17 protein-coding genes and 1 pseudogene are annotated in these 18,611 nt (G+C 73.6%); 11 read left to right on the plus strand and 7 right to left on the minus strand.

The window, feature by feature from the left end; translation table 11 throughout:
- The first annotated feature begins 27 nt into the window (after positions 1-27).
- The 3 genes from ACSU6L_RS05710 to ACSU6L_RS05720 all read left to right on the plus strand — a co-directional run bounded on the left by ACSU6L_RS05710 (position 28) and on the right by ACSU6L_RS05720 (position 3,633).
- The gene (locus ACSU6L_RS05710) at positions 28-1,308 is read left to right on the plus strand and encodes an MFS transporter (protein ID WP_437054168.1); all 1,281 of its coding nucleotides are present in this window, start codon (positions 28-30) and stop codon (positions 1,306-1,308) included.
- A gap of 4 nt (positions 1,309-1,312) precedes the next feature.
- Positions 1,313-2,467, plus strand: coding sequence for an anhydro-N-acetylmuramic acid kinase (locus ACSU6L_RS05715; RefSeq protein ID WP_437054169.1), 1,155 nt, complete (start codon positions 1,313-1,315; stop codon positions 2,465-2,467).
- Positions 2,468-2,604: 137 nt separating this feature from the next.
- Positions 2,605-3,633, plus strand: a complete 1,029-nt coding sequence (locus ACSU6L_RS05720; RefSeq protein ID WP_437054171.1) for a DUF2510 domain-containing protein — start codon at positions 2,605-2,607, stop codon at positions 3,631-3,633.
- A gap of 151 nt (positions 3,634-3,784) precedes the next feature.
- Here ACSU6L_RS05720 and ACSU6L_RS05725 read toward each other — a convergent pair whose 3' ends face one another.
- Positions 3,785-4,399, minus strand: a complete 615-nt coding sequence (locus ACSU6L_RS05725; RefSeq protein ID WP_437054173.1) for a TetR/AcrR family transcriptional regulator — start codon at positions 4,397-4,399, stop codon at positions 3,785-3,787.
- Positions 4,400-4,622: 223 nt separating this feature from the next.
- On the opposite strand from ACSU6L_RS05725, the gene ACSU6L_RS05730 reads away from it, so the two are divergent.
- Together ACSU6L_RS05730 and ACSU6L_RS05735 are read left to right on the plus strand one after the other, a co-directional pair.
- Positions 4,623-5,459 (plus strand): phosphatase PAP2 family protein, encoded by an 837-nt coding sequence (locus ACSU6L_RS05730; RefSeq protein WP_437054175.1) that lies wholly within the window; start codon positions 4,623-4,625, stop codon positions 5,457-5,459.
- A pseudogene (locus tag ACSU6L_RS05735) lies at positions 5,456-6,272 on the plus strand (hypothetical protein); the annotation flags it as partial. The gene ACSU6L_RS05730 and the pseudogene ACSU6L_RS05735, both read left to right, overlap by 4 nt.
- Positions 6,273-7,009: 737 nt before the next feature.
- Here the strand turns inward: ACSU6L_RS05735 and ACSU6L_RS05740 are convergent.
- Entirely contained in the window at positions 7,010-9,061 is a 2,052-nt protein-coding gene (locus tag ACSU6L_RS05740; protein WP_437054177.1) for a phosphocholine-specific phospholipase C, read from the minus strand.
- A 223-nt stretch (positions 9,062-9,284) separates the two neighbouring features.
- Positions 9,285-9,956, minus strand: coding sequence for an MmyB family transcriptional regulator (locus ACSU6L_RS05745; protein ID WP_437054179.1), 672 nt, complete (start codon positions 9,954-9,956; stop codon positions 9,285-9,287).
- A 223-nt stretch (positions 9,957-10,179) separates the two neighbouring features.
- Between ACSU6L_RS05745 and ACSU6L_RS05750 the strand changes: the two genes are divergently transcribed.
- From ACSU6L_RS05750 to ACSU6L_RS05760, 3 genes are all read left to right on the plus strand, one after another.
- The gene (locus tag ACSU6L_RS05750) at positions 10,180-10,836 is read left to right on the plus strand and encodes a helix-turn-helix domain-containing protein (RefSeq protein ID WP_365513865.1); all 657 of its coding nucleotides are present in this window, start codon (positions 10,180-10,182) and stop codon (positions 10,834-10,836) included.
- Positions 10,837-10,868: 32 nt separating this feature from the next.
- Positions 10,869-11,399 carry a toxin-antitoxin system, toxin component gene (locus tag ACSU6L_RS05755; RefSeq protein ID WP_437054182.1) on the plus strand — a complete coding sequence of 177 codons (531 nt, stop codon included), beginning with the start codon at positions 10,869-10,871 and terminating at the stop codon, positions 11,397-11,399.
- A 236-nt stretch (positions 11,400-11,635) separates the two neighbouring features.
- Positions 11,636-11,872: a hypothetical protein gene (locus ACSU6L_RS05760; RefSeq protein WP_365513862.1), complete on the plus strand. Its 237-nt coding sequence runs from the start codon at positions 11,636-11,638 to the stop codon at positions 11,870-11,872.
- 59 nt (positions 11,873-11,931) lie between these two features.
- Here ACSU6L_RS05760 and ACSU6L_RS05765 read toward each other — a convergent pair whose 3' ends face one another.
- Both ACSU6L_RS05765 and ACSU6L_RS05770 read right to left on the minus strand, forming a co-directional pair.
- Complete coding sequence (locus tag ACSU6L_RS05765) at positions 11,932-12,612, minus strand: 4'-phosphopantetheinyl transferase family protein (RefSeq protein WP_437054184.1); 681 nt, start codon at positions 12,610-12,612, stop codon at positions 11,932-11,934.
- A gap of 5 nt (positions 12,613-12,617) precedes the next feature.
- Positions 12,618-13,469, minus strand: a complete 852-nt coding sequence (locus ACSU6L_RS05770; RefSeq protein WP_437054186.1) for a metallophosphoesterase family protein — start codon at positions 13,467-13,469, stop codon at positions 12,618-12,620.
- A 369-nt stretch (positions 13,470-13,838) separates the two neighbouring features.
- On the opposite strand from ACSU6L_RS05770, the gene ACSU6L_RS05775 reads away from it, so the two are divergent.
- Positions 13,839-14,921, plus strand: coding sequence for an ATP-grasp domain-containing protein (locus ACSU6L_RS05775; protein ID WP_437054188.1), 1,083 nt, complete (start codon positions 13,839-13,841; stop codon positions 14,919-14,921).
- Positions 14,922-14,942: 21 nt separating this feature from the next.
- Here ACSU6L_RS05775 and ACSU6L_RS05780 read toward each other — a convergent pair whose 3' ends face one another.
- A complete protein-coding gene (locus tag ACSU6L_RS05780; RefSeq protein ID WP_437054190.1) occupies positions 14,943-16,283 on the minus strand; it encodes a 6-phospho-beta-glucosidase in 1,341 nt (446 codons plus the stop codon).
- Positions 16,284-16,437: 154 nt separating this feature from the next.
- On the opposite strand from ACSU6L_RS05780, the gene ACSU6L_RS05785 reads away from it, so the two are divergent.
- Complete coding sequence (locus ACSU6L_RS05785; protein ID WP_437054192.1) at positions 16,438-17,292, plus strand: hypothetical protein; 855 nt, start codon at positions 16,438-16,440, stop codon at positions 17,290-17,292.
- A 24-nt stretch (positions 17,293-17,316) separates the two neighbouring features.
- Complete coding sequence (locus ACSU6L_RS05790; protein WP_437054194.1) at positions 17,317-18,165, plus strand: PaaX family transcriptional regulator; 849 nt, start codon at positions 17,317-17,319, stop codon at positions 18,163-18,165.
- Here the strand turns inward: ACSU6L_RS05790 and ACSU6L_RS05795 are convergent.
- Positions 18,156-18,611, minus strand: a complete 456-nt coding sequence (locus ACSU6L_RS05795; RefSeq protein WP_437054196.1) for a MaoC family dehydratase — start codon at positions 18,609-18,611, stop codon at positions 18,156-18,158. The two genes, ACSU6L_RS05790 and ACSU6L_RS05795, sit on opposite strands and share 10 nt — an antisense overlap.

Raw genomic sequence — 18,611 nt, forward strand, 5'->3', positions numbered from 1 at the left:
AAAGGCGTCGGGCGGAGGCTTGTCGGCATGGCCGAGGCACCGTCGCGGTCCCGTCGGGCGCTGATCGCGGGCTCGGTGGGCAACTTCATCGAGTGGTACGAGTTCGGGGTCTACGGCTACTTCGCCACGATCATCGCGGCGCGCTTCTTCACGCCCGAGGGCGGCAGCGAGGCCGAGGGGCTGGTGCGGACGTACGCCTCGTTCGCTCTGGCGTTCTTCTTCCGGCCCGTCGGCGCGGCCCTGTTCGGGCGGCTCGGCGACCGCTACGGCCGGCGTCCGGTGCTGATCCTGGTGATCGCGCTGATGACGGCCGCGACGACGCTGATCGGGGCGCTGCCCACGTACGACACCGTCGGCGCGCTCGCCCCCTGGCTGCTGACGTTCCTGAGGGTCCTTCAGGGGCTGTCGGCAGGCGGTGAGTTCGGCGGGGCGGTGTCCGTGATGACGGAGTTCGCGCCCGAGGGGCGGCGCGGGCTGTACGGGGCGTGGCAGTCGTTCACGGTGGCGCTGGGTCTGCTGGGCGGCGCGGGCGCGGCGGCGCTGCTCGCCACCGTGCTGAGCGATCGGCAGTTGGGCGACTGGGGGTGGCGGCTGCCGTTCCTGCTGACGCTGCCGCTGGGGCTGGGCGCGCTGTGGCTGAGGCTGCGGCTGGACGAGACACCGGCGTTCCGGGCGGAGCGGGCGGTGACACGGCCGCCGGGGCGGGAGGTGGCGCGGGCCGTCGCGCTGGGCGCGGGCCGGATCATGGGCTGGGCGGCGGCGGGCTACACCTTCCTCGTCGTCCTCCCCTCCTACTTGCAGAGCACCCTCGACGCGAGCTTCCAGCAGGCGCTGATCGCGACCGTCCTGGCCAACCTGGGCTTCGCGGCGGCGATCCTGCCGGCGGGCCTGCTCAGCGACCGGATCGGACGCCGGGCGGTGATGCTGACGGGCGCGCTGCTGGTGGTGGTCCTCGCCGTGCCGCTGCTCGACCTCCTCCAGGACCCGGGCGTGTCGCACACCGTGAAGGGCGCGGCGGTGTTCGGGGCGGGCGCGGTCGTCGGGCTGATGGCGGGCCCGGGCCCGGCGATGCTCGCCGAGCTGTTCCCGACGACCGTCCGCTACACCGGCCTGGGTCTCGCCTACGCCCTGTCGAACGCGGTGTTCTCGGGCTGCGCGGGGCTCGTCATCACGGAGACGGTGGAACGCACCGGGAACGTGGACGTGCCCGCGTACTACGCGGTGGTGACCTGCGCGGTGAGCGCCCTGGCCCTGGCGGCGAGACCGGGGCGGGCACCAACGGCGGAGACGGAGGCGGAGGCCCGGTGATCTCATGCGGGTGATCGGGCTCATGTCCGGTACGTCCTACGACGCGATCGACGCGGCCGCGGCCGATCTGGAGCTCGTCGGTGACGCGCTGGTGCTCGGGCCGCTCGGCATGGTGAGCGAGCCGTACGACGAGGAGCTGCGGGGCGCGCTGGCGGCGGCGCTGCCGCCGGGGAGCTGTTCGCTCGGCGAGGTGTGCCGGCTGGACACCCGGATCGGGCAGGCCTTCGCCGCGGCCGCGGTGCGCGCCGACCGTGAACTGTGCGACGGGCGGGCGGAGCTGGTGGCCTCGCACGGCCAGACGGTCTACCACTGGGCGGAGGCGGGGCGGGTGCACGGCACCCTCCAGCTCGGGCAGCCCGCGTGGATCGCGGAGGCGACCGGCCTGCCGGTGGCCGCCGACTTCCGGCCCCGGGACGTCGCCGCCGGCGGCCAGGGCGCGCCGCTGGCCAGTCTGGTCGACCTGCTGTGGCTGCGCGGCCGGCCGGGCACACCGGTCGCCCTCAACATCGGCGGTATCGCCAACCTCACCGCGCCCGACGGCACCGCCTTCGACACGGGGCCCGGCTGCGCGCTGCTCGACGCGGCGGCCCGCGCGTTCGGCGGCGGCGGGACGCCGTACGACGCGGACGGCGCTCTCGCGGCCCGCGGGACCGTCCGCCCGGCGCTGCTGCGGCGGCTGCTGGCGGAGCCGTACTACGCGCTGCCGCCGCCGAAGACGACCGGCAAGGAGCTGTTCCACTCCGGCTATCTGCGCCGGGCGCTGGCCGGGCTCGGCGCGCTGCCCGCCGAGGACGTCCTGGCCACGCTGACCCGGCTGACCGCCGAGACGGTCGCCGCCGGGGTGCGGCGGGTCGGCGGCACGGAGGTGCTCGCCTCCGGCGGCGGTACCCGCAATCCGGTGCTGATGCGGGATCTGCGGGAGCGGCTGGCTCAGGTGCCGGTGCGCGGCTCGGACGAGTCGGGGCTGCCCGCCGACGCGAAGGAGGCGTACGCCTTCGCCGTCCTGGGGTTCCTCACCGTGCACGGCCTGCCGGGCACGGTCCCGGCGAGCACCGGCGCGCGGCACCCGAGCGTCCTGGGTTCGGTGACGCCGGGGCGGGACGGGCTGCGGCTGCCGGCGCCGGGGCGGCGGGCGCCGCGGCGGCTGCTGGTGGAGTGAGCGGGGGCCCGGCCCGGGCGGCCGGCGTCCGCCGAGCCCGGCTGACGCGGCGGTACGTGACGGTGTGTCCGTTATCGGCGGTGAACGGCCCGGATCCCTCTCATCCGGCTTTCACCGTCGCCTCATACGGTGGGGTCATGACGCAGGTGACTCCCCCCGGGTGGTACCCCGACCCCGGGCAGACAAGTGACGGTCCCGCCACCGAGCGCTGGTGGGACGGCAGGGCATGGACGGACCAGACCCGTCCGGCGGGGCAGGCCGCCGCCTGGGGTCCCCCGGCCGGTCAGCCGGTTCAGCCCGGGGTCGCGGGGCAGGCCGGGCCTCCGGTGTACCCGGCGCACCCCGGTTATGCCGGGTATCCGGTCCAGCCGCCGTCCGGGCCGCGCCGGGGCCTGCGGACGGGCATCGCGGTCGCCGTGGCCGCCGCCGTGCTCGCCAGCATCGGGGTCGGCGTGTACGCGCTGACCAGGGACGACGACGGCGCCGCGAGCCGCGCCGACTCGCAGCGGCAGGGACCGGACGGCCGGGACGACGGCTCCGGCGGGCAGGACGGCCCGTTCGGGGACGGCGACGGCGGCTCCGGCGGCCGGGACGGCGAGTCGCCCGGGCCCGGGCAGCCGGAGGCGCCGGAGGTCGAGGGCGGCGGCACGGTGCCCGACCCGGCCAACGGCATCAGCGTTCCGGTACCGGAGGGCTGGACCGGGCAGACCGTGAACGTGGGCGTGCAGATGTCGTCCGAGGACACCTACCCCTGCCCCGGCGAGACCTCCAAGACCTGCACCAAGGGCGGCGCGTACTCGGCGCCCGCCGAACTGCTGGGCAGCGAGGGCGGCACGGCGGAGGCGGTCGCGAAGGCCGACATCGCGAGGAACGCCGAGGAGTCCTACGGCGGCACGTCCTACGGCGAGATCACCTCCCACGAGGTGCTGGCGTCCAAGGCGGTCACCGTGGCCGGGCAGAAGGGCTACCTGGTCCGCTGGAAGGCGGTCACCAGCAAGGGCGCGGACGGCTACGTCCAGTCGCTGGCCTTCCCCTCCCCGGACTCCGCGGACCGGATGGTCCTGCTGCGCTTCGGCGTGGACACCGACCAGAAGGTGTCCGTCCTCGACGAGATCACCAAGGGCATCAAGGCCGCGCCCGGCGGCGGCAGCGGGCAGGACGTCTGACCCGCCCTCGGCAAGCAGTCGGCCGGGTGGGGCGCCTCTCCGCTCCAGAGGAACCCCACCCGGCCGGGGGGTGCGCGCCGCCCCCGTCCCCACGGTGCGGCGCGGTCAGACCGGCCGTCCAGTCATCCCGTGGACGGCGCGATCTGAGTATTCAGTCGAGGCCGAGTGCCGGCAGCACCGCGGCCTCCACGAACCGGACCAGGTAGTCCGGATCGGCGTACTCGCCCTCCAGCACGGGCCTGACGCGCAGGACCCCGAACAACTGGGCGGGGACGAACGGCAGCGCCGGATGGCCGGCGGGCACCTCGCCCCGTTCGACACCGCGCCGCAGGATCTCCTCCAGCGCGGCCAGCTCCGGCTCCACCAGCGCCTCGCGCAGCGCGCAGGCGAGCTCCTTGTCCTGCGTCACCGCGTGGCCGAGCGCCTGGTGCAGCTTGGTGTCCTTCGCCGACCAGGCGGCCGCGCAGCGGGCGACCTCACGCAGGTCCCCGGCGAGCGAACCGGTGTCGATCCCGGCGAACCGCACCCTGCGGTTGGAGCGCAGGGCCGCCGCGACGAACTGCGGTTTCGTCTTCCACTGCCGGTACAGCGTGGACTTGCTGCAGCGAGTGCTGGCCGCGACGCCCTCCATGGTCACGGCGTCGTAGCCGCACTCGCGGATCTGCTCCAGGACGGCGTCGAAGAACTCCTGCTCACGCTCGGGCGTGAGCTTGGAGCGGCGCGAGGCGACGACCGGGTCCGGTCGGTCCGCGGCCTGCGACGTCATCGGCTCTTCTCCCTGCCTTCGAGTGGGGTTCGAGACGGGCTCTCGAGTGGGGTTCTCGAGTGGGGTTCGCCCCTGTCGATACGCCAGTGTACCGGTACTCGACCGTATCGGTACACTGACGTATCGGTACGCGATCGTATCGATAAGATGGCCGACCGCGTATCCGGAATCACTGGTTCCGCACGTATCACCCACGCACCACCGTCAGCGAAAGGGCCGGGGGATGAATGCCCGCACCGAGCCTGCAGAAGCGGAGTCCGACGCGATAGCGCGGCCGCCGCTCGTCCGTGAGTTCCTGCTCGTCGCGGGGCTCTTCCTGGTCTACAAACTCGGCCGCCGACTGGCGACCGGCCACACCCCCGAGGCCTTCCGGCACGCCGGTCGCGTGTGGGACCTGGAACGAGCGGTCCACCTGCCCGGCGAGGGAGCGGTGCAGTCCCTGCTGATGCACGGCGACACCCTCGTACGGGTCGCGAACACCTACTACGCGACCGTCCACTTCCCGGCCACCGCCGCCTTCCTGATCTGGCTCTACCTGCGCCGCCCCGGTCACTACGTCTGGGCGCGCCGGGTGCTGGCCGCGGTGACCGGCGCGGCGCTCGTGCTGCATCTCACGTTCCCGCTCGCCCCGCCGCGGATGCTGGCGGCGGCGGGACTGGTCGACACCGGGCGGGTGTACGGGCCGTCGGTGTACGGCCCGCCGACGACCGACAGCCTCTCCAACCAGTTCGCGGCGATGCCGTCGCTGCACTTCGGCTGGGCACTGATGCTGGCGATCGGCCTGATCGCCGCGACCCGCTCGCGGTGGCGGTGGCTGTGGCTTTCGCACCCGCTGCTGACCCTGCTGGTGATCGTGGGCACCGCGAACCACTACTGGCTCGACTCCCTGGTCGCCGGCGCCCTGGTCGGCGTCGCCCTCACCGTGCTGCGCCCGCCGACGCGCAGGGGCTCACCGCCCGGGGCCGGCGCGGCCGGGACGGTACCCCCGGCGCGTACCGGGACAGACGTACGGGCCGACGCTTCCGCCGATCGGCCGACGCTGGTGGAGGCGGGCCGGTGAGCGCCCTGACCCTCGCCCTGGTGCTGTCGGTGTTCTCCGCCGTCGGCTACGCGGCGGCCGCGGTCGCCCAGGAGCGGCTGGCCTCGCGCAGTCCCGGTTCCGGGACGCTGCGGCTGCTCGGCAGCGCGACCTGGTGGGTGGCGGTGGCGCTGAACGCGACCAGCGCGCTGCTGCACGTGGTCGCCCTGAAGTACGGTCCGCTGACCGTGGTGCAGCCCCTGGGGGCGCTCACCCTGGTCGCGGCGGTGCCGCTGGGCGCGCGGATCGCCAGCCGGCGGGTCAGCGCGGCCGAGTGGCGGGGCACCGCGTTCACCCTCGTCGGGCTCGCCGCGGTGCTCGTCACGGCGTCCGGTCCCGCGCCCGACGACGTGCTCAGCGTTCCCGAGGCGCTGGCGGTCGCGGGGGTCACCGCCGTGCTGATCGGCTCGCTGGCGCGGCCCGGCGCCCGGCCCGGCCTGCGGCACGCCACCGCGTCCGGGATCGCCTCGGGCGTCGCCTCCGCGCTCACCCAGACGGTGACGGTCGCGGCGACGGACCGCTCCGGCCCCGTCGTCGACGCCCAGGTGATCGCGGTGGCGCTGCTCGTCGCGGCGTTCGCCACGGGCGGGCTCCTGCTGGCCCAGACCGGCTACCGGGGCGGCCTCGGCGCCCCGCTCGCGATGGTCACCCTGGCCAACCCGGTGGCCGCCGCGGCGATCGGCCTCTCCCTCCTCGGCGAACGCCTCCAGGGCGGACCGGCGGGGGTACTGCTGGCCCTGGCGGGGGCGGCCCTGGCGTCGTGGGGGGTGGTACTGCTGTCCCGCACGACACCCCAGCCGACCCCCGAACCACCGCCGACCGCCACGCCCGTCACCGACCTGTCCCTGACGACGGGCCCGCCGACCGAACCCATCCTCGCGATCCCAGCAGCCACCGCCCCGGCCTCGGCCACCGCACCGTCGCCGAAGCCCGCCCTCGCCCCGGCCCAGGCCACCGCACCCCTGCCCGAGCCCGCCCTCACCGCCACACCGGCCCCCAACCGGCCCCGGGCCACCACGCCCTTCGAGGAACCGGTCCCGGCCGACCTACTACTCGCCCAGCAAGGCCAGGCCCAGACGGCCGCGCCCTTCATTGAACAGGGCCCACCCCTGACTGCCCCATTCCTGGCCGAGCCCGCCGTCGCCGCCACCCCGGCCCCCAGCCGCGCCGGGACCACCACGCCCCTCGAGGAACCGACCCCGGCCGGCCCACCACGCGCCCAGCAAGGCCAGGCCCAGACGGCCGCGCCGTTCATCGAGCAGGGACCGCCCCCGACCGATCCCGCCCTGACCACCACACCGGTCCCCGACCTGGCCCCCGCCGCAGCACTCCCCGACCCGCCTTTCGCCGAGCAACCCCGGCCCCAGGCCGCCGCGCCTCTCGCCGAGCGGGCCCCGGCCCCGGCTCCCCCAGCCGAGCCGCGCCCGCGTGCCGTGTCACCGGCCGAGGTGCCGCCCCCGGTGGTGCCCCGGCAGGCGCGGCAGTCTCGGCGGCAGCGGCCCGGGCCGGGGCACCTCACTCCTCTCTGAGTGCTACTCGGTGACGATCGCCGGGTCGCTCACGCCGGGGCGGCCGTTCTCGACGTGGCCGGCGAAACGGCGGAGGTACGTCGGGGCGGTGTCCGAGGTGACCGTGAGGTCGTACCAGCGGCGGCTCGCCGTCAGGTCGACGGTGTGCCGGACGGTCTCGCCGGGGCGTACCCGCACGGTCCGGGACTCGCCGCCGTAGCCGTCGGCCAGCTTCAGGCGGGCCGTGCCGGTGCCCTTGTTGGTGAAGGTCAGCTCGATGTCGTCGCCCGTGTGCCGGGCGGTGACCTCGGGGCCGGCCGTCTTGTTCGGCCCCTTGAAGACCCGCAGGAAGCCGTTGGGCCCGTGCACGGTCAGGTCGTAGAAGCCCTTGGAGTACGCCGAGTTCCAGGTGTCGGTGAGGGTCTTGCCGGCCTCGGTGGTGTAGGTCCACGGGCCGTCGGTGCGGTTGCCGGAGGTGACGAGGAAGGCGGCCCCGGCCTTCGCCCCCGAGGCGAAGGTGAGGGTGAACTTCCCGGCCGCCGCGTCCACCGAGCCGTCGGTCAACGGCGCGTACTTCAGGGGCCGGGCCGGGCGCAGACCGCGCTCCTGGCGGGGCATGTCCGGGTGCGCGGGCGGCGTCGGACGGTAGTCGGGGTGGCGCTCGCGGTCCGGCGGCTCGTAGCCGTCGGTGCCGGGCAGCGCGGCCGGCCGGCTGTCCGTGCGGGAGAAGTCGAACGCCGCGGTGAGGTCGCCGCAGACGGCACGCCGCCAGGGCGAGATGTTCGGCTCGTGGACGCCGAAGCGGCGCTCCATGAACCGGATGATCGAGGTGTGGTCGAGGGTCTCGGAGCAGACGTAGCCGCCCTTGCTCCACGGTGAGACGACCAGCATGGGCACGCGCGGCCCGAGCCCGTAGGGGCCGGCGGGGCGCTTGCTGTCACCGGGGTAGAGGTCGAGGGAGACGTCCACGGTGGACCTGCCGCGCGCGTCCGACGCGGGCGGCAGCGGCGGCACCATGTGGTCGAAGAAGCCGTCGTTCTCGTCGTAGGTGATGAACAGGGCCGTCTTCGCCCAGACGGCCGGGTTGGAGGTGAGCGCGTCCAGCACCTGCGCGATGTACCAGGCGCCGTAGTTCGACGGCCAGTTGGAGTGCTCGGAGAACGCCTCGGGGGCGGCGATCCAGGAGACCTGGGGCAGCTTGCCGGCCTGCACGTCGGCGCGCAGCCGGTCGAAGTAGCCGTCGCCGTTCTTGACGTCGGTGCCGGTGCGGGCCTTGTCGTACAGCGGGTCGCCGGGTTCGGCGTTGCGGTAGGAGTTGAAGTAGAGCAGGGAGTTGTCACCGTAGTTGCCGCGGTAGGCGTCCTCGATCCAGCCCCAGTGGCCGGCCGCGTCCAGGCCGTCGCCGACGTCCTGGTAGATCTTCCAGGAGATCCCGGCCCGCTGCAGGCGCTCGGGGTAGGTGGTCCAGCCGTAGCCCAGTTCGTCGTTGCCGAGGACGGGGCCGCCGCCCGTGCCGTCGTTGCCCGTGTGCCCGGTCCACATGTAGTAGCGGTTGGGGTCGGTGGAGCCGATGAACGAGCAGTGGTAGGCGTCGCAGACGGTGAAGGCGTCGGCGAGCGCGTAGTGGAACGGGATGTCCTCGCGGGTGAGGTACGCCATGGTCGTGGTGCCCTTGGCGGGCACCCAGTTGTCGTACTTGCCGCCGCGGTAGGCGTCCTGGCCGTCGGTCCAGCCGTGCGGCAGGCCTTCCAGGAACTGCATGCCGAGGTCGTCGGCGTCCGGGTGGAAGGGCAGCACGTCCTTGCCGCCGTTCGGCTGGTGCCAGACCGGCTTGCCGCTGTCGAGGGTGACCGGGTGCGGGTCGCCGAAGCCGCGGACGCCGCGCAGCTTGCCGAAGTAGTGGTCGAAGGAACGATTCTCCTGCATGAGTACGACGATGTGCTCGACGTCCTCGATCGTCCCCGAGCGGCGGTCGGCCGGGACGGCGGCGGCACGCTCGATGCTGCTGGCGAGCGCGCTGAACGCCGTGGTGGCGCCCGCTATCTGGAGGAATTTGCGCCGGTTGACTTCGGGCATGGGTGGGGGACCTCTCGTCCTGACGTTGTTCGACCCGCCGGATGGGAATGACGGAACGTGCGCGGAAGGAGTGTTCCAAGAGCACCAAACGTCAGGGAAGGGTGCGGTGGCGCGCATGTGAAAGTCGGGGGTACGGCAGGTGCTTTCCGGCCGGGACCCTGCGAGAGGGCAAGCCCGGTCCGACCGTGGCGCCGTCGGCGACCTGAACGCCGGCGGTGCCCGGTCAGACCTCGGGGGCGGGGACCACGCTGAGGTGGCCCGCCGTATGGCGGGCGCGGGAGCGCCTGCGCGGGGCGGACGCCGTGCGGCGCGGTTCGCGCAGCACCAGCGTCAGCCGGGTGTAGCCGAGTTCCTGGAGCGTCTTGGGCGTCTCGCCGACGATACGGCAGTCGGTGGCACCCCAGCGCGGGTCCGGGTGCAGCAGCGGACGGATCGCGCCGTCGTGCTCGAAGGCCGCCTCACCGACCGCGCGGATCCAGTGCGGCAGGCCCTGCCGGTAGGCGGCCTCCATGATCGGGTCCTGGGCGATCTCCCGGCGGATCGACTGGAGTTGGCGGTCCTGGCCGTGCCGCTCCACGGCGGCCGCGAAGTGCGCCAGCATCGGCAGGCACCAGCGCGACTCGTGCTCGCCGAGGACCGTGCCCGCGTCGGGGTGGAACAGGACGAACCTGAGGAAGTTGTCCCACGGCATGGCCGTGGGATGCGGTCCCACACCGCGGAAAAGTGTCTCGAACGCGCTGTTGGCCAGGACGACGTCCCAGCTCTGGTCGACGACGACGGAGGGAAAGGGGACGGCCTGGAGCAGCGTGGCGTAGTCCGCCAAGTACGCCCGGGCCTCCGGACACTCGGGTACGGGCCGCAGCTCGGACCGCTGCCCTCCTGCCTGATACGCCATCGGGAGGTCACCCCTCTTGCCTCTGCGGCCTTCACGCGGCGCCTTGATCCTGGGGCCCCGAGGCGAGGCGTGTCAACTATCGTGGCATTTCATGCCGGTTGACGGCTGAAATTGGCCACAGTTGTGGCGAGACCTGGATGTGAGTTCGAAGCACCGGCTACTCTCCGGGAAGTTCACGGCAACCAGTTGTGAGAAGCCTGTGAGAGACGTGGGAGACCTACCGGTGACGGATGGCTACGAGGTTCCGGGCCCCACGGCGACGGCTGTGCTGCCGGCCGTGGTCGCCCGCGTCACCGCGCTCGCCGACCGGCTCGGCGTGCCGCACTCCGAGGTCTTCGACATCGCCCGGCTGTCCGTCGCCTGCGGTGTCCCCGAGCCGGTGGTCAGGGAGCTGCTGCGCGGCCGGCCCGCCGGCGAACCCGACGTCCAGGCGCGGTTCCTGCAGCGGCTGGACCTGCTGCGGCGCACCCGGCTGAAACCGAACGGCCGCCGGTACACCCAGCAGGAGATAGCCGACGGGGCGGGCATGTCCCGCCAGCAGGCCGGGGCGCTCATCAACGGCGACCGCCGCCCCACCATGGAGCACTGCGACGCCATCCAGCGCTTCTTCCGGGTGCACGCCGGTTTTCTGACGGCCGAGGACCCGGAGGCCCTGGCGGGCGCGCTGCAGCGCACCGAGCAGGAGCTGCTGCAGAAGCTCGCCGACCGGGAGCGGGCGGCCGCCGCGGCGGCCGACGACCCGCTGGAGCGGCTGCTGCAGGACCACGGCGTGCGCGGTATCGCCTGGCGGGCCGCCCAACTGCCCACCGACCAGCATCGCGACAAGGTCGCCGAATGGCTGGACATGCTCCTGGAGAGCGTCAAGCGGCCCGAGTCGTGATCCGGGGGACAACTGTGGGCATCGGTAAGGAAATGCGCCGCCTGTGCGGTGAGCTGGTCTCGGAGCTGACCCTCCTGGCACCCGCCCCGCCCGAGGAGCTGTACCGGGAGCTGTGCGACGCGATGAGCCGGCGCCGCGGCCGCCCCGTGCGGTTCCGTACGGCGGCCTTCCCGGCCGGCACGGCCAGCGGGCTGTGGCTCGACATGGCCGACCAGGACCTGGTGGTCGTCGAGGAGCGCACCGCACCCGACCATCAGCTGGTGATCCTCGGCCACGAACTGTGGCACATGAAGGCCGGTCACTGCGGTCACCACGTCGAGGGCGCCGCGGTGGCCGCCCGGCTGCTCGACGACGAGGCGGACCTGGAGGCCACCGTCCGCAGGGTCGCCGCCCGCAGCCGCTTCGACCTCGCCGATGAGCGGGAGGCGGAGAGCTTCGGGCTGCTGCTGGCCAGCAAGTGCCGCACCTGGCTGGCCGGGTCGGCACTGCGGGGGCCCGTGCAGCGGGACCATCTGGCGGGGCGCATCGAGGCGTCCCTCGGCTACCTGGGGCCGCAAGGCTGACGTCGTGCCTCCCGCGGTGGCCCGGCGGTTTCCTCACTCCCCCTTCACACCAGCGCGGGGTGGCACGCCCCGGCTCGTTGCGCCGGGCCGTCGCCTCCGCTGAGCGGGCGAACCGGGCCGGGGCACGGCCCGATTGTCAGTGGTGGGCGGCAAGCTGGAGTCGTGTCCCGCGCCGTGCGGGACACGACGCGCCGCGCGGCGCGTGACGGGGAGACGCGAGACGGGGAGCCGAACCGATGACCACTGCCGTACTGACCGACCGCGAGCGCACCGCCGTCCAGGCCTATCTGCGTCTGCTGCACACCGTGCGGGCCGCCTTCGACACCGCGCCCGGCCCGCATGAGGTGCCCTGGCCACCGGTCGTGCCGCCCGCCGTGCTCGCCGAGGCGGAGCAGGCACTGGCGGACGCGGGCCTGAGCGGCAACGAGGAGGAGTTCTTCCGGCTGCTGCACAGCTGGTGCCCGGACTCCTGAGATCCGGTACGGCGGGTGACGGCGCCCGGACGCGCGGGCGCCGGCCGGGCCGTACGGCGTCAGGGGTGCGGCACGATCACTGCGGTCGCCGCGATGCCCTGGCCGACCATCCAGCGGCCCTCGAAGTGGCCGACCCGTTGCCCGCCCAGGACCGGGCCGGGGACGAGGAGTTCGGCGCGGAACCGGCCGCTCGTCGCGTCCTCGGTGTCGGCGGTGAGGTCGATGTCGGCCTCGGAGAACTCCAGCCACTGCCCGGTGAGCGGGAACCACGCCTTGTAGACGGACTCCTTCGCGCTGAACAGCAGCCGGTCCCAGTGCGTCCCGGGCCGGCGGGCGCCCAGGTGCCGCAGTCTGGACCGCTCGGCCGGCAGGGCGACGGCCTCCAGGACACCCTCCGGCAGCGGCGCGTGCGGTTCGGCGTCTATGCCGAGGGAGGCCAGGTCGTCCGCCCGCACCAGGGCGGCGGCACAGTAGCCCTGACAGTGCGTCATGCTGCCGACCAGTCCGTCCGGCCAGCCGGGGGCACCGCGCTCGCCGGGCAGGATCGCCTGCGGGGGCACGCCCAGCTTCTCCATGGCGCGCCGGGCGCAGGCGCGCACGGTGGCGAACTCCCGGCGGCGCTTGGGGACGGCCTGCGCCACGAAGGGCTCCTCGGCCGGATGCAGCGGGACGTCCCCGGCCTCGTCGGTGCCGTGCGCCTCGACCGCGACGACCGTGTCGGGCAGCAGTTCCTCGATCACCGGGATCAGACCTCCGTCGGGAGAATGCGGCGCAGCCGGCCCGGCGGTTGCGGGCGCTTGCGCCATTCGCGGGGATAGCCCACCGACACCTCCTCGAAGCGGACGCCCTCGTGCACGGTGGTCCTCGGGATGTGCAGATGGCCGTAGACCATGGTCTCGACGCGGAAGCGGCGGTGCCAGTCGGCGGTCAGCCGGGTGCCGCACCACATGGCGAACTCGGGGTACCACAGCACCTCGGTCGGATGCCGGTCCAGCGGCCAGTGGTTGATCAGGACGGTCGGCAGGTCGTCCGGGAGCGCGGCGAGGCGGCGCTCGGTCTCGGCGACCCGGGCCCGGCACCAGTCCTCACGGGTCGGGTAGGGGTCCGGGTGGAGCAGGTACTCGTCGTTGCAGACGATGCCGGTCTTGTGCGCGTACGCAAGCCCCTCCTCCTTGGTCGCGCAGCCCGCGGGGAGGAAGGAGTAGTCGTAGAGGAGGAACAGCGGGGCGACGGCGACCGGGCCGCCGGGGCCCTCCCAGACCGGGTAGGGGTCCTCGGGGGTGACGACGCCGAGCCGCCGGCACATCTCCACCAGGTGCTCGTACCGTTCGACGCCGCGCAGGGTGACGGGGTCGGAGGGGTGGGTCCACAGTTCGTGGTTGCCGGGGACCCAGAGGACCTTGCGGAACCGTCCGGCGAGGGTCTTCAGCGCCCACTCGATGGCGGAGACGGACTCCGCGACGTCACCGGCGACGATGAGCCAGTCGTCGTCGGTCTGGGGGCGCATCCGCTCGACCAGCGCCCGGTTCTCCTCGTACCCGATGTGCAGGTCGCTGATGGCCAGCAGCTGCCCGGCACCACCGGCCGTCGATGTCACCTGTCGCCCCCTCACGATCACACGAACGGCACCACGAGAACACATGTGCGCCGCCCCGGGCAAGGGTGACCCGCCGTGGTCCCCCACCCGGCGGTGGGACAGGGGGGTCGGCGGGGTCCGGAAGGGGTGGCGGGAGAGGGCGGGGCGGCGGGCGCGGGCGGGTCGCCGGGAGCCGGGGGGTCAGGTGTGCGTGATCGTATGATCCGTAACACGCGCGTTGCACGCGGCGGGTCCGCGAAGCCGTATGATCGCCCCAACACCACCGTCTGAACCCCCTTCACTCAGGGGCGGTTTGGTGTCCCTCCATTCATCCCCCCGGCCGGGTCGGCCTCGCTCCGCCGTGCCCGCGAACCGTGAAAGGCGGCCTGCATGGTCTCTCGCGTACGCGTCTGGCTCAACCGCACGTACGCGGAGAACGTGTTCTTCATGGATCAGCTGCGCCGAAATCCCAGCGACCGGGCCGTCGAGATCCATGCCACCCACGGCGATCCCGACTCGCCCGTGCTGGCCGCCGCCGACACCGCCGAGCTGGAGCCCGAGGGCCTGTCCCCCGCCGCGTACGTGGAGTACGCCCTCGACCAGTGCGCGCGGCGCGGCATCGACGTGTTCGTGCCCCGGCTGCACCAGGCGGCGATCGTGGCGCACCGCGCCGAGTTCGAGGCGGCCGGCACCGCGCTGCTGGCCCCGCCGCCGCAGGCGGTCGCCGTCTTCCAGGACAAGGCGGTCGCCTACGAGGCCGTCCAGGCGATCGGGGTGCCGGTGCCGCCGTGGTGGCGGGTGCGCGACGCCGACGAACTCACCGCCGTGGTTGAGGAGTTGGAGGCGGCCGGGCACAAGGCGTGCTTCAAGCCGGCGTCCGGCGCGGGCGGGGTGGGCTTCCGCGTCGTCACGCGCGCCCCCTTCTCGCTCTTTCACCTCGAGGGGTTCCCGAGCCCCTACGTGCCCCTCGACCTGGTGGTGGAGGCGCTGCGGCAGGCGGAGGAACCGGTCGACTGGCTGGTGATGCCGCGGCTGGAGCAGCCGGAGGTGTCGGTGGACTGCCTCACCGGTCCCGACAACCGGGTCCGGCTGGCCGTGGGCCGCACCAAGGACGGGCGGCGGCGCGGGTTCACCCTGCACGAGCAGTGGCTGGAGCCGGCGCGGCGGATCGCGGAGGGGTTCGGGCTGCACTATCTGTCCAACATCCAGTTCCGGATGTTCGGTGAGCGGCCGGTGCTGATGGACGTCAACGCGCGGCCCGCGGGCGGCCTGCACCAGCTGTCGCTGTGCGGGCTGAACGCGCCGTGGGCCGCGGTGCGGCTGGCGCTCGGGGAGGACCCGGGCGAGCTGGCGCCGCCGTTCCTCGGCCAGGACTACACGGTGGTGGCGGGGCCGCGGCCGCTGCGGCAGGTGTCGGTGCCGCAGCAGCGGGTCGACTCCGTCGGTGTGGCGGCCGAGGTCGTCTCGCTCTAGCCGGGCCGATGCCGTGGCCGGCTACTTCAGGTACGCGAGGCCCGGGTGGACGGCGGTGTAGCCGTCGAGGAGCTTGCGGGCCACGGTCACGGAGTCGACGAGCGGGTGCAGCGCGAACGCCTTCACCGCCGACTCCCGGGATCCGGACGCGGCGGCGGACAGCACCTCGCGCTCCACGGCCTTGACCGCGCAGACCAGGCCGGTGGCGTGGCCGGGCAGCGGGTCGACGGCTACCGGGTGGGCGCCGTTGGCGTCGACCAGGCAGGGCACCTCGATCACCGCGTCGGGGTCGAGGACGGTGAGCGTGCCGCGGTTGCGGACGTTGAGGATCAGGGTGGCGCGCTCGTCGCGGGCGATGGCCCGCATCAGGGCGAGGGCGACCTTCTCGTAGCCGCCGGACAGGTCCTCGGCCTCGCGCTCGCCGGCGCCGGCGGTCTCGCGGTTCTCGGCCATGTAGGTGGCCTCGCGTTCGGCGCGGGTGCGGTCCCAGGCGGCGAGCGCGGAGGTTCCCGGGTCACCCGCCTCGGCGTAGAAACGGGCCTGCTGGTCGCGCAGGAAGGCGCCGCGGGTCTGTTCCGCCTCCCGGTAGGCGCGGACGGTCTCGCGGTTGAAGTAGTAGTAGTGCAGGTATTCGTTGGGGATCGCGCCGAGCGAGCGCAGCCAGTCGGCGCCGAAGAGCCTGCCCTCCTCGAAGGAGCCGAGCAGGGCGGGGTCGGCGAGCAGGCGCGGCAGTTCGTCCCGGCCCGCGACCCGCAGTCCGCGCACCCAGCCGAGGTGGTTGAGGCCGACGTAGTCGATCCACGCCTCGGCGGGGTTCGGGACGCCGAGGACACGGGCGATACGGCGGCCGAGGCCGACCGGCGAGTCGCAGATGCCGATGACGCGGTCGCCGAGGTGGCGGGACATCGCCTCGGTGACCAGGCCGGCCGGGTTGGTGAAGTTGATGACCCAGGCGTCGGGGGCGAGGCGGGCGACCCGGGAGGCGATGTCCACGGCGACGGGGACGGTCCGCAGCCCGTAGGCGATGCCGCCCGCGCCGACCGTCTCCTGGCCGAGCACCCCCTCGGCCAGCGCGACCCGCTCGTCGTCCGCGCGTCCCTCCAGGCCACCGACGCGGATGGCGGCGAAGACGAAGTCGGCGCCGCGCAGGGCCTCGTCGAGGTCGGTGGTGGCGACGACCTCGGGGGCGTCGGGGACGTCGGCGGCCTGTTCCTCCAGTACACGGGAGACCGCATACAGTCGACCGGCGTCGGGATCGTGTAGCACGACACGCGTCACCCGGCACGCCCCACGGTCCCTAAGCAGCGCCCCGTACACCAGCGGCACCCGGAATCCGCCGCCGCCCAGAATCGTCAGCTTCACGCCGCTCCCGTCCTCCTGCACCACGTCCGTCGCGAGCACCAGCCCGGCACGGTGTGCACAGTACCGCCACGCCCGCGTTCGCCCGCGACGGTGACCCGTAGGCCGTCACGTGGTTCGATGCGAACGCCATCTCCCACGCCCGGACAGGAGTCTGATGAGACGTCATCTGCTCACCATCGCCGCCGCCATGACCGGCGCCCTCACCCTCGCCGCCGGCACCGCCCTGGCCGCGGGCGCGCCACGCTGGACGGAGACCGGGACGGCGTACACCGACACCCTCGGCGGCGGGCAGGGCCTCGCCAGCCACGCGGACGGCTCGCTGCTGTACCGGGGGCTCGCCGACATCCCGCTCGGTCTGCGCCTGAAGGGCTGGAACCACGTCGGCGACCCGGACATCGCGCGCGGCCACGTCTTCGACGCCTACCAGGCCGCGGACACCGCCACGTCGAAGATGTTCGCGGTGACCACGCCGGCCGGGATGCGCTACGAGTACGTCCATCCCTTGAGCCAGGGCGAGAAGGTGAACAACTCCTTCGCCGCCGTCTCCCCCGACGCCCGGTGGCTCGTGGCCGGCGAGTGGGGCGAGCAGCACCGGCTCCAGGTCTTCCCGGCCCCGCTGCTGAACCCGAGCACCCCCGCCACGGGCGGCACGCTCGCGGAGGCCGGGCAGATCACCCTGGACCGGCCGGTGCGCGACATCCAGGGCTGCGACTTCGTGACCGACACCCGCCTGGTGTGCGCCTCCAACGACGCCACCGGCACGCACTTCCCGGAACAGCGGCCGCTGCTCCAGGTCGATCTGCCGCACGCGCTGGACGGCGGGCCCGTCACGGGCACGGTGACCGGCCTGTTCGCGCTGCCGCAGCGCAGCACGTGCACCAGCGGCACCTACGAGACGGAGGGCGTCGACTACGACCCGGCCGGCGGCACCCTCCGCGCCCAGGTGATCCAGCCCGGGGTGTGCGCGGTGGCGACCGCCGTGTACGCGTACCGGGAGACCACCGGCTGATCGCCGGGGCGTACCGTGGGCCGCGTGACCACCGAAGAGTCGCTGCGGCCCCAGTCCCTGATGCTCACCTTCCTGGGTGACCAGGTGCTCGGGCGGGACGTCTGTGTGTACTCGGGCAGCGTCGTCGACGTGTTCGCCCGCGCCGGGGTCGGCGAACAGGCGACCCGCTCGACGCTGACGCGGATGGTGAGCCGCGGTCTGCTGCGCCGCCAGCGTGAGGGCCGCCGTATGTACTTCGGGCTGACCGAGCGTTCGGCGGCCGTGCTGCGCGACGGCGAGCGGCTGATCTGGCAGACCGGCGCGGTCAACCGGCAGTGGGACGGCACCTGGACGCTGCTCGGTTTCTCGCTGCCGGAGTCCTGGCAGCGGCAGCGCCACGACCTGCGCTCGAAGCTCACCTGGAACGGTTTCGGACCGCTGTTCGGCGGGCTGTGGATCGCTCCCGGTGAGGTGGACGTGTCCGAACTGGTGGCCGAGCTGGGGCTCGCCGCGCACGTCAAGGTGTTCCGCGCGCACGCCGACGCCGGGACGGACATCGGCGCGATGATCGAGGAGACCTGGGAGTTGTCCGAACTCGCCGCTCGCTACACGGCGTTCGTCCGGCGCTGGCAGCCGTGGGAGACCCGGCTGCCGGACGCCGACGACGCGCTCGCGCTGCGGCTGCTGCTGCAGACGGAGTGGCTGCGGATCATCCGCCGGGATCCTCGGCCGCCGGTGGCGCACCTGCCGCCGGACTGGCCGGCCGAGCAGGCCGAGAAGACGTTCCGGACGGTGTACGACCGGCTCGCCCCGCTCGCGGACGCGGCGGCGGAACGTCTCCTCGACGTGGTGCCCGTGCGGGAGGAGCGGGCGGAGCGGGAGGGTCAGGCGTAGAACCGGGACAGGCTGCGCAGCACCGCCGCCGGCTTGGTCCCGCCGTCGATCTCGATGGTGCCGTCGACGGCGATCTGCACTCCGCCGGGCACGTCCGCGACCTCCGCCAGCCGTCCGGCGAGCCGGATGCGCGCGCCGGCCTTCACGGGTGCGGGGAAACGCACCTTGTCCAGGCCGTAGTTGACCTTCGTCGTCACGCCCCGGACGTCCAGCAGCCCGGTGAACAGGGGGATGAAGAGGGACAGGGTGAGGTAGCCGTGCGCGATGGGGGCGCCGAAGGGGCCGGCGGCGGCCCTCTCGGGGTCCACGTGGATCCACTGGTGGTCGCCGGTGGCGTCGGCGAACGTGTTGATGCGTTCCTGCGTGACCTCGGTCCACTCGCTCACGCCGAGATCGCTTCCGGCGAGCTTGCGCAGTTCGTCGAGGCCGTTGACGGTGATGCTCAT

Origin of the sequence: Streptomyces sp. enrichment culture (assembly GCF_964272855.1) — a bacterium.
Taxonomy (GTDB): Bacteria; Actinomycetota; Actinomycetes; order Streptomycetales; family Streptomycetaceae; genus Streptomyces.

What these genes read in the sequence shown, in the direction of transcription:
- ACSU6L_RS05710 (WP_437054168.1), top strand. Translation starts at nt 28, where the DNA reads ATGGCCGAGGCACCGTCGCGGTCCCGTCGGGCGCTGATCGCGGGCTCG.
- ACSU6L_RS05785 (WP_437054192.1), top strand. Translation starts at nt 16,438, where the DNA reads ATGAGACGTCATCTGCTCACCATCGCCGCCGCCATGACCGGCGCCCTC.
- ACSU6L_RS05715 (WP_437054169.1), top strand. Translation starts at nt 1,313, where the DNA reads ATGCGGGTGATCGGGCTCATGTCCGGTACGTCCTACGACGCGATCGAC.
- ACSU6L_RS05760 (WP_365513862.1), top strand. Translation starts at nt 11,636, where the DNA reads ATGACCACTGCCGTACTGACCGACCGCGAGCGCACCGCCGTCCAGGCC.
- ACSU6L_RS05755 (WP_437054182.1), top strand. Translation starts at nt 10,869, where the DNA reads ATGCGCCGCCTGTGCGGTGAGCTGGTCTCGGAGCTGACCCTCCTGGCA.
- ACSU6L_RS05740 (WP_437054177.1), bottom strand. Translation starts at nt 9,061, where the DNA reads ATGCCCGAAGTCAACCGGCGCAAATTCCTCCAGATAGCGGGCGCCACC.
- ACSU6L_RS05745 (WP_437054179.1), bottom strand. Translation starts at nt 9,956, where the DNA reads ATGGCGTATCAGGCAGGAGGGCAGCGGTCCGAGCTGCGGCCCGTACCC.
- ACSU6L_RS05775 (WP_437054188.1), top strand. Translation starts at nt 13,839, where the DNA reads ATGGTCTCTCGCGTACGCGTCTGGCTCAACCGCACGTACGCGGAGAAC.
- ACSU6L_RS05725 (WP_437054173.1), bottom strand. Translation starts at nt 4,399, where the DNA reads ATGACGTCGCAGGCCGCGGACCGACCGGACCCGGTCGTCGCCTCGCGC.
- ACSU6L_RS05720 (WP_437054171.1), top strand. Translation starts at nt 2,605, where the DNA reads ATGACGCAGGTGACTCCCCCCGGGTGGTACCCCGACCCCGGGCAGACA.
- ACSU6L_RS05795 (WP_437054196.1), bottom strand. Translation starts at nt 18,611, where the DNA reads ATGAGCATCACCGTCAACGGCCTCGACGAACTGCGCAAGCTCGCCGGA.
- ACSU6L_RS05730 (WP_437054175.1), top strand. Translation starts at nt 4,623, where the DNA reads ATGAATGCCCGCACCGAGCCTGCAGAAGCGGAGTCCGACGCGATAGCG.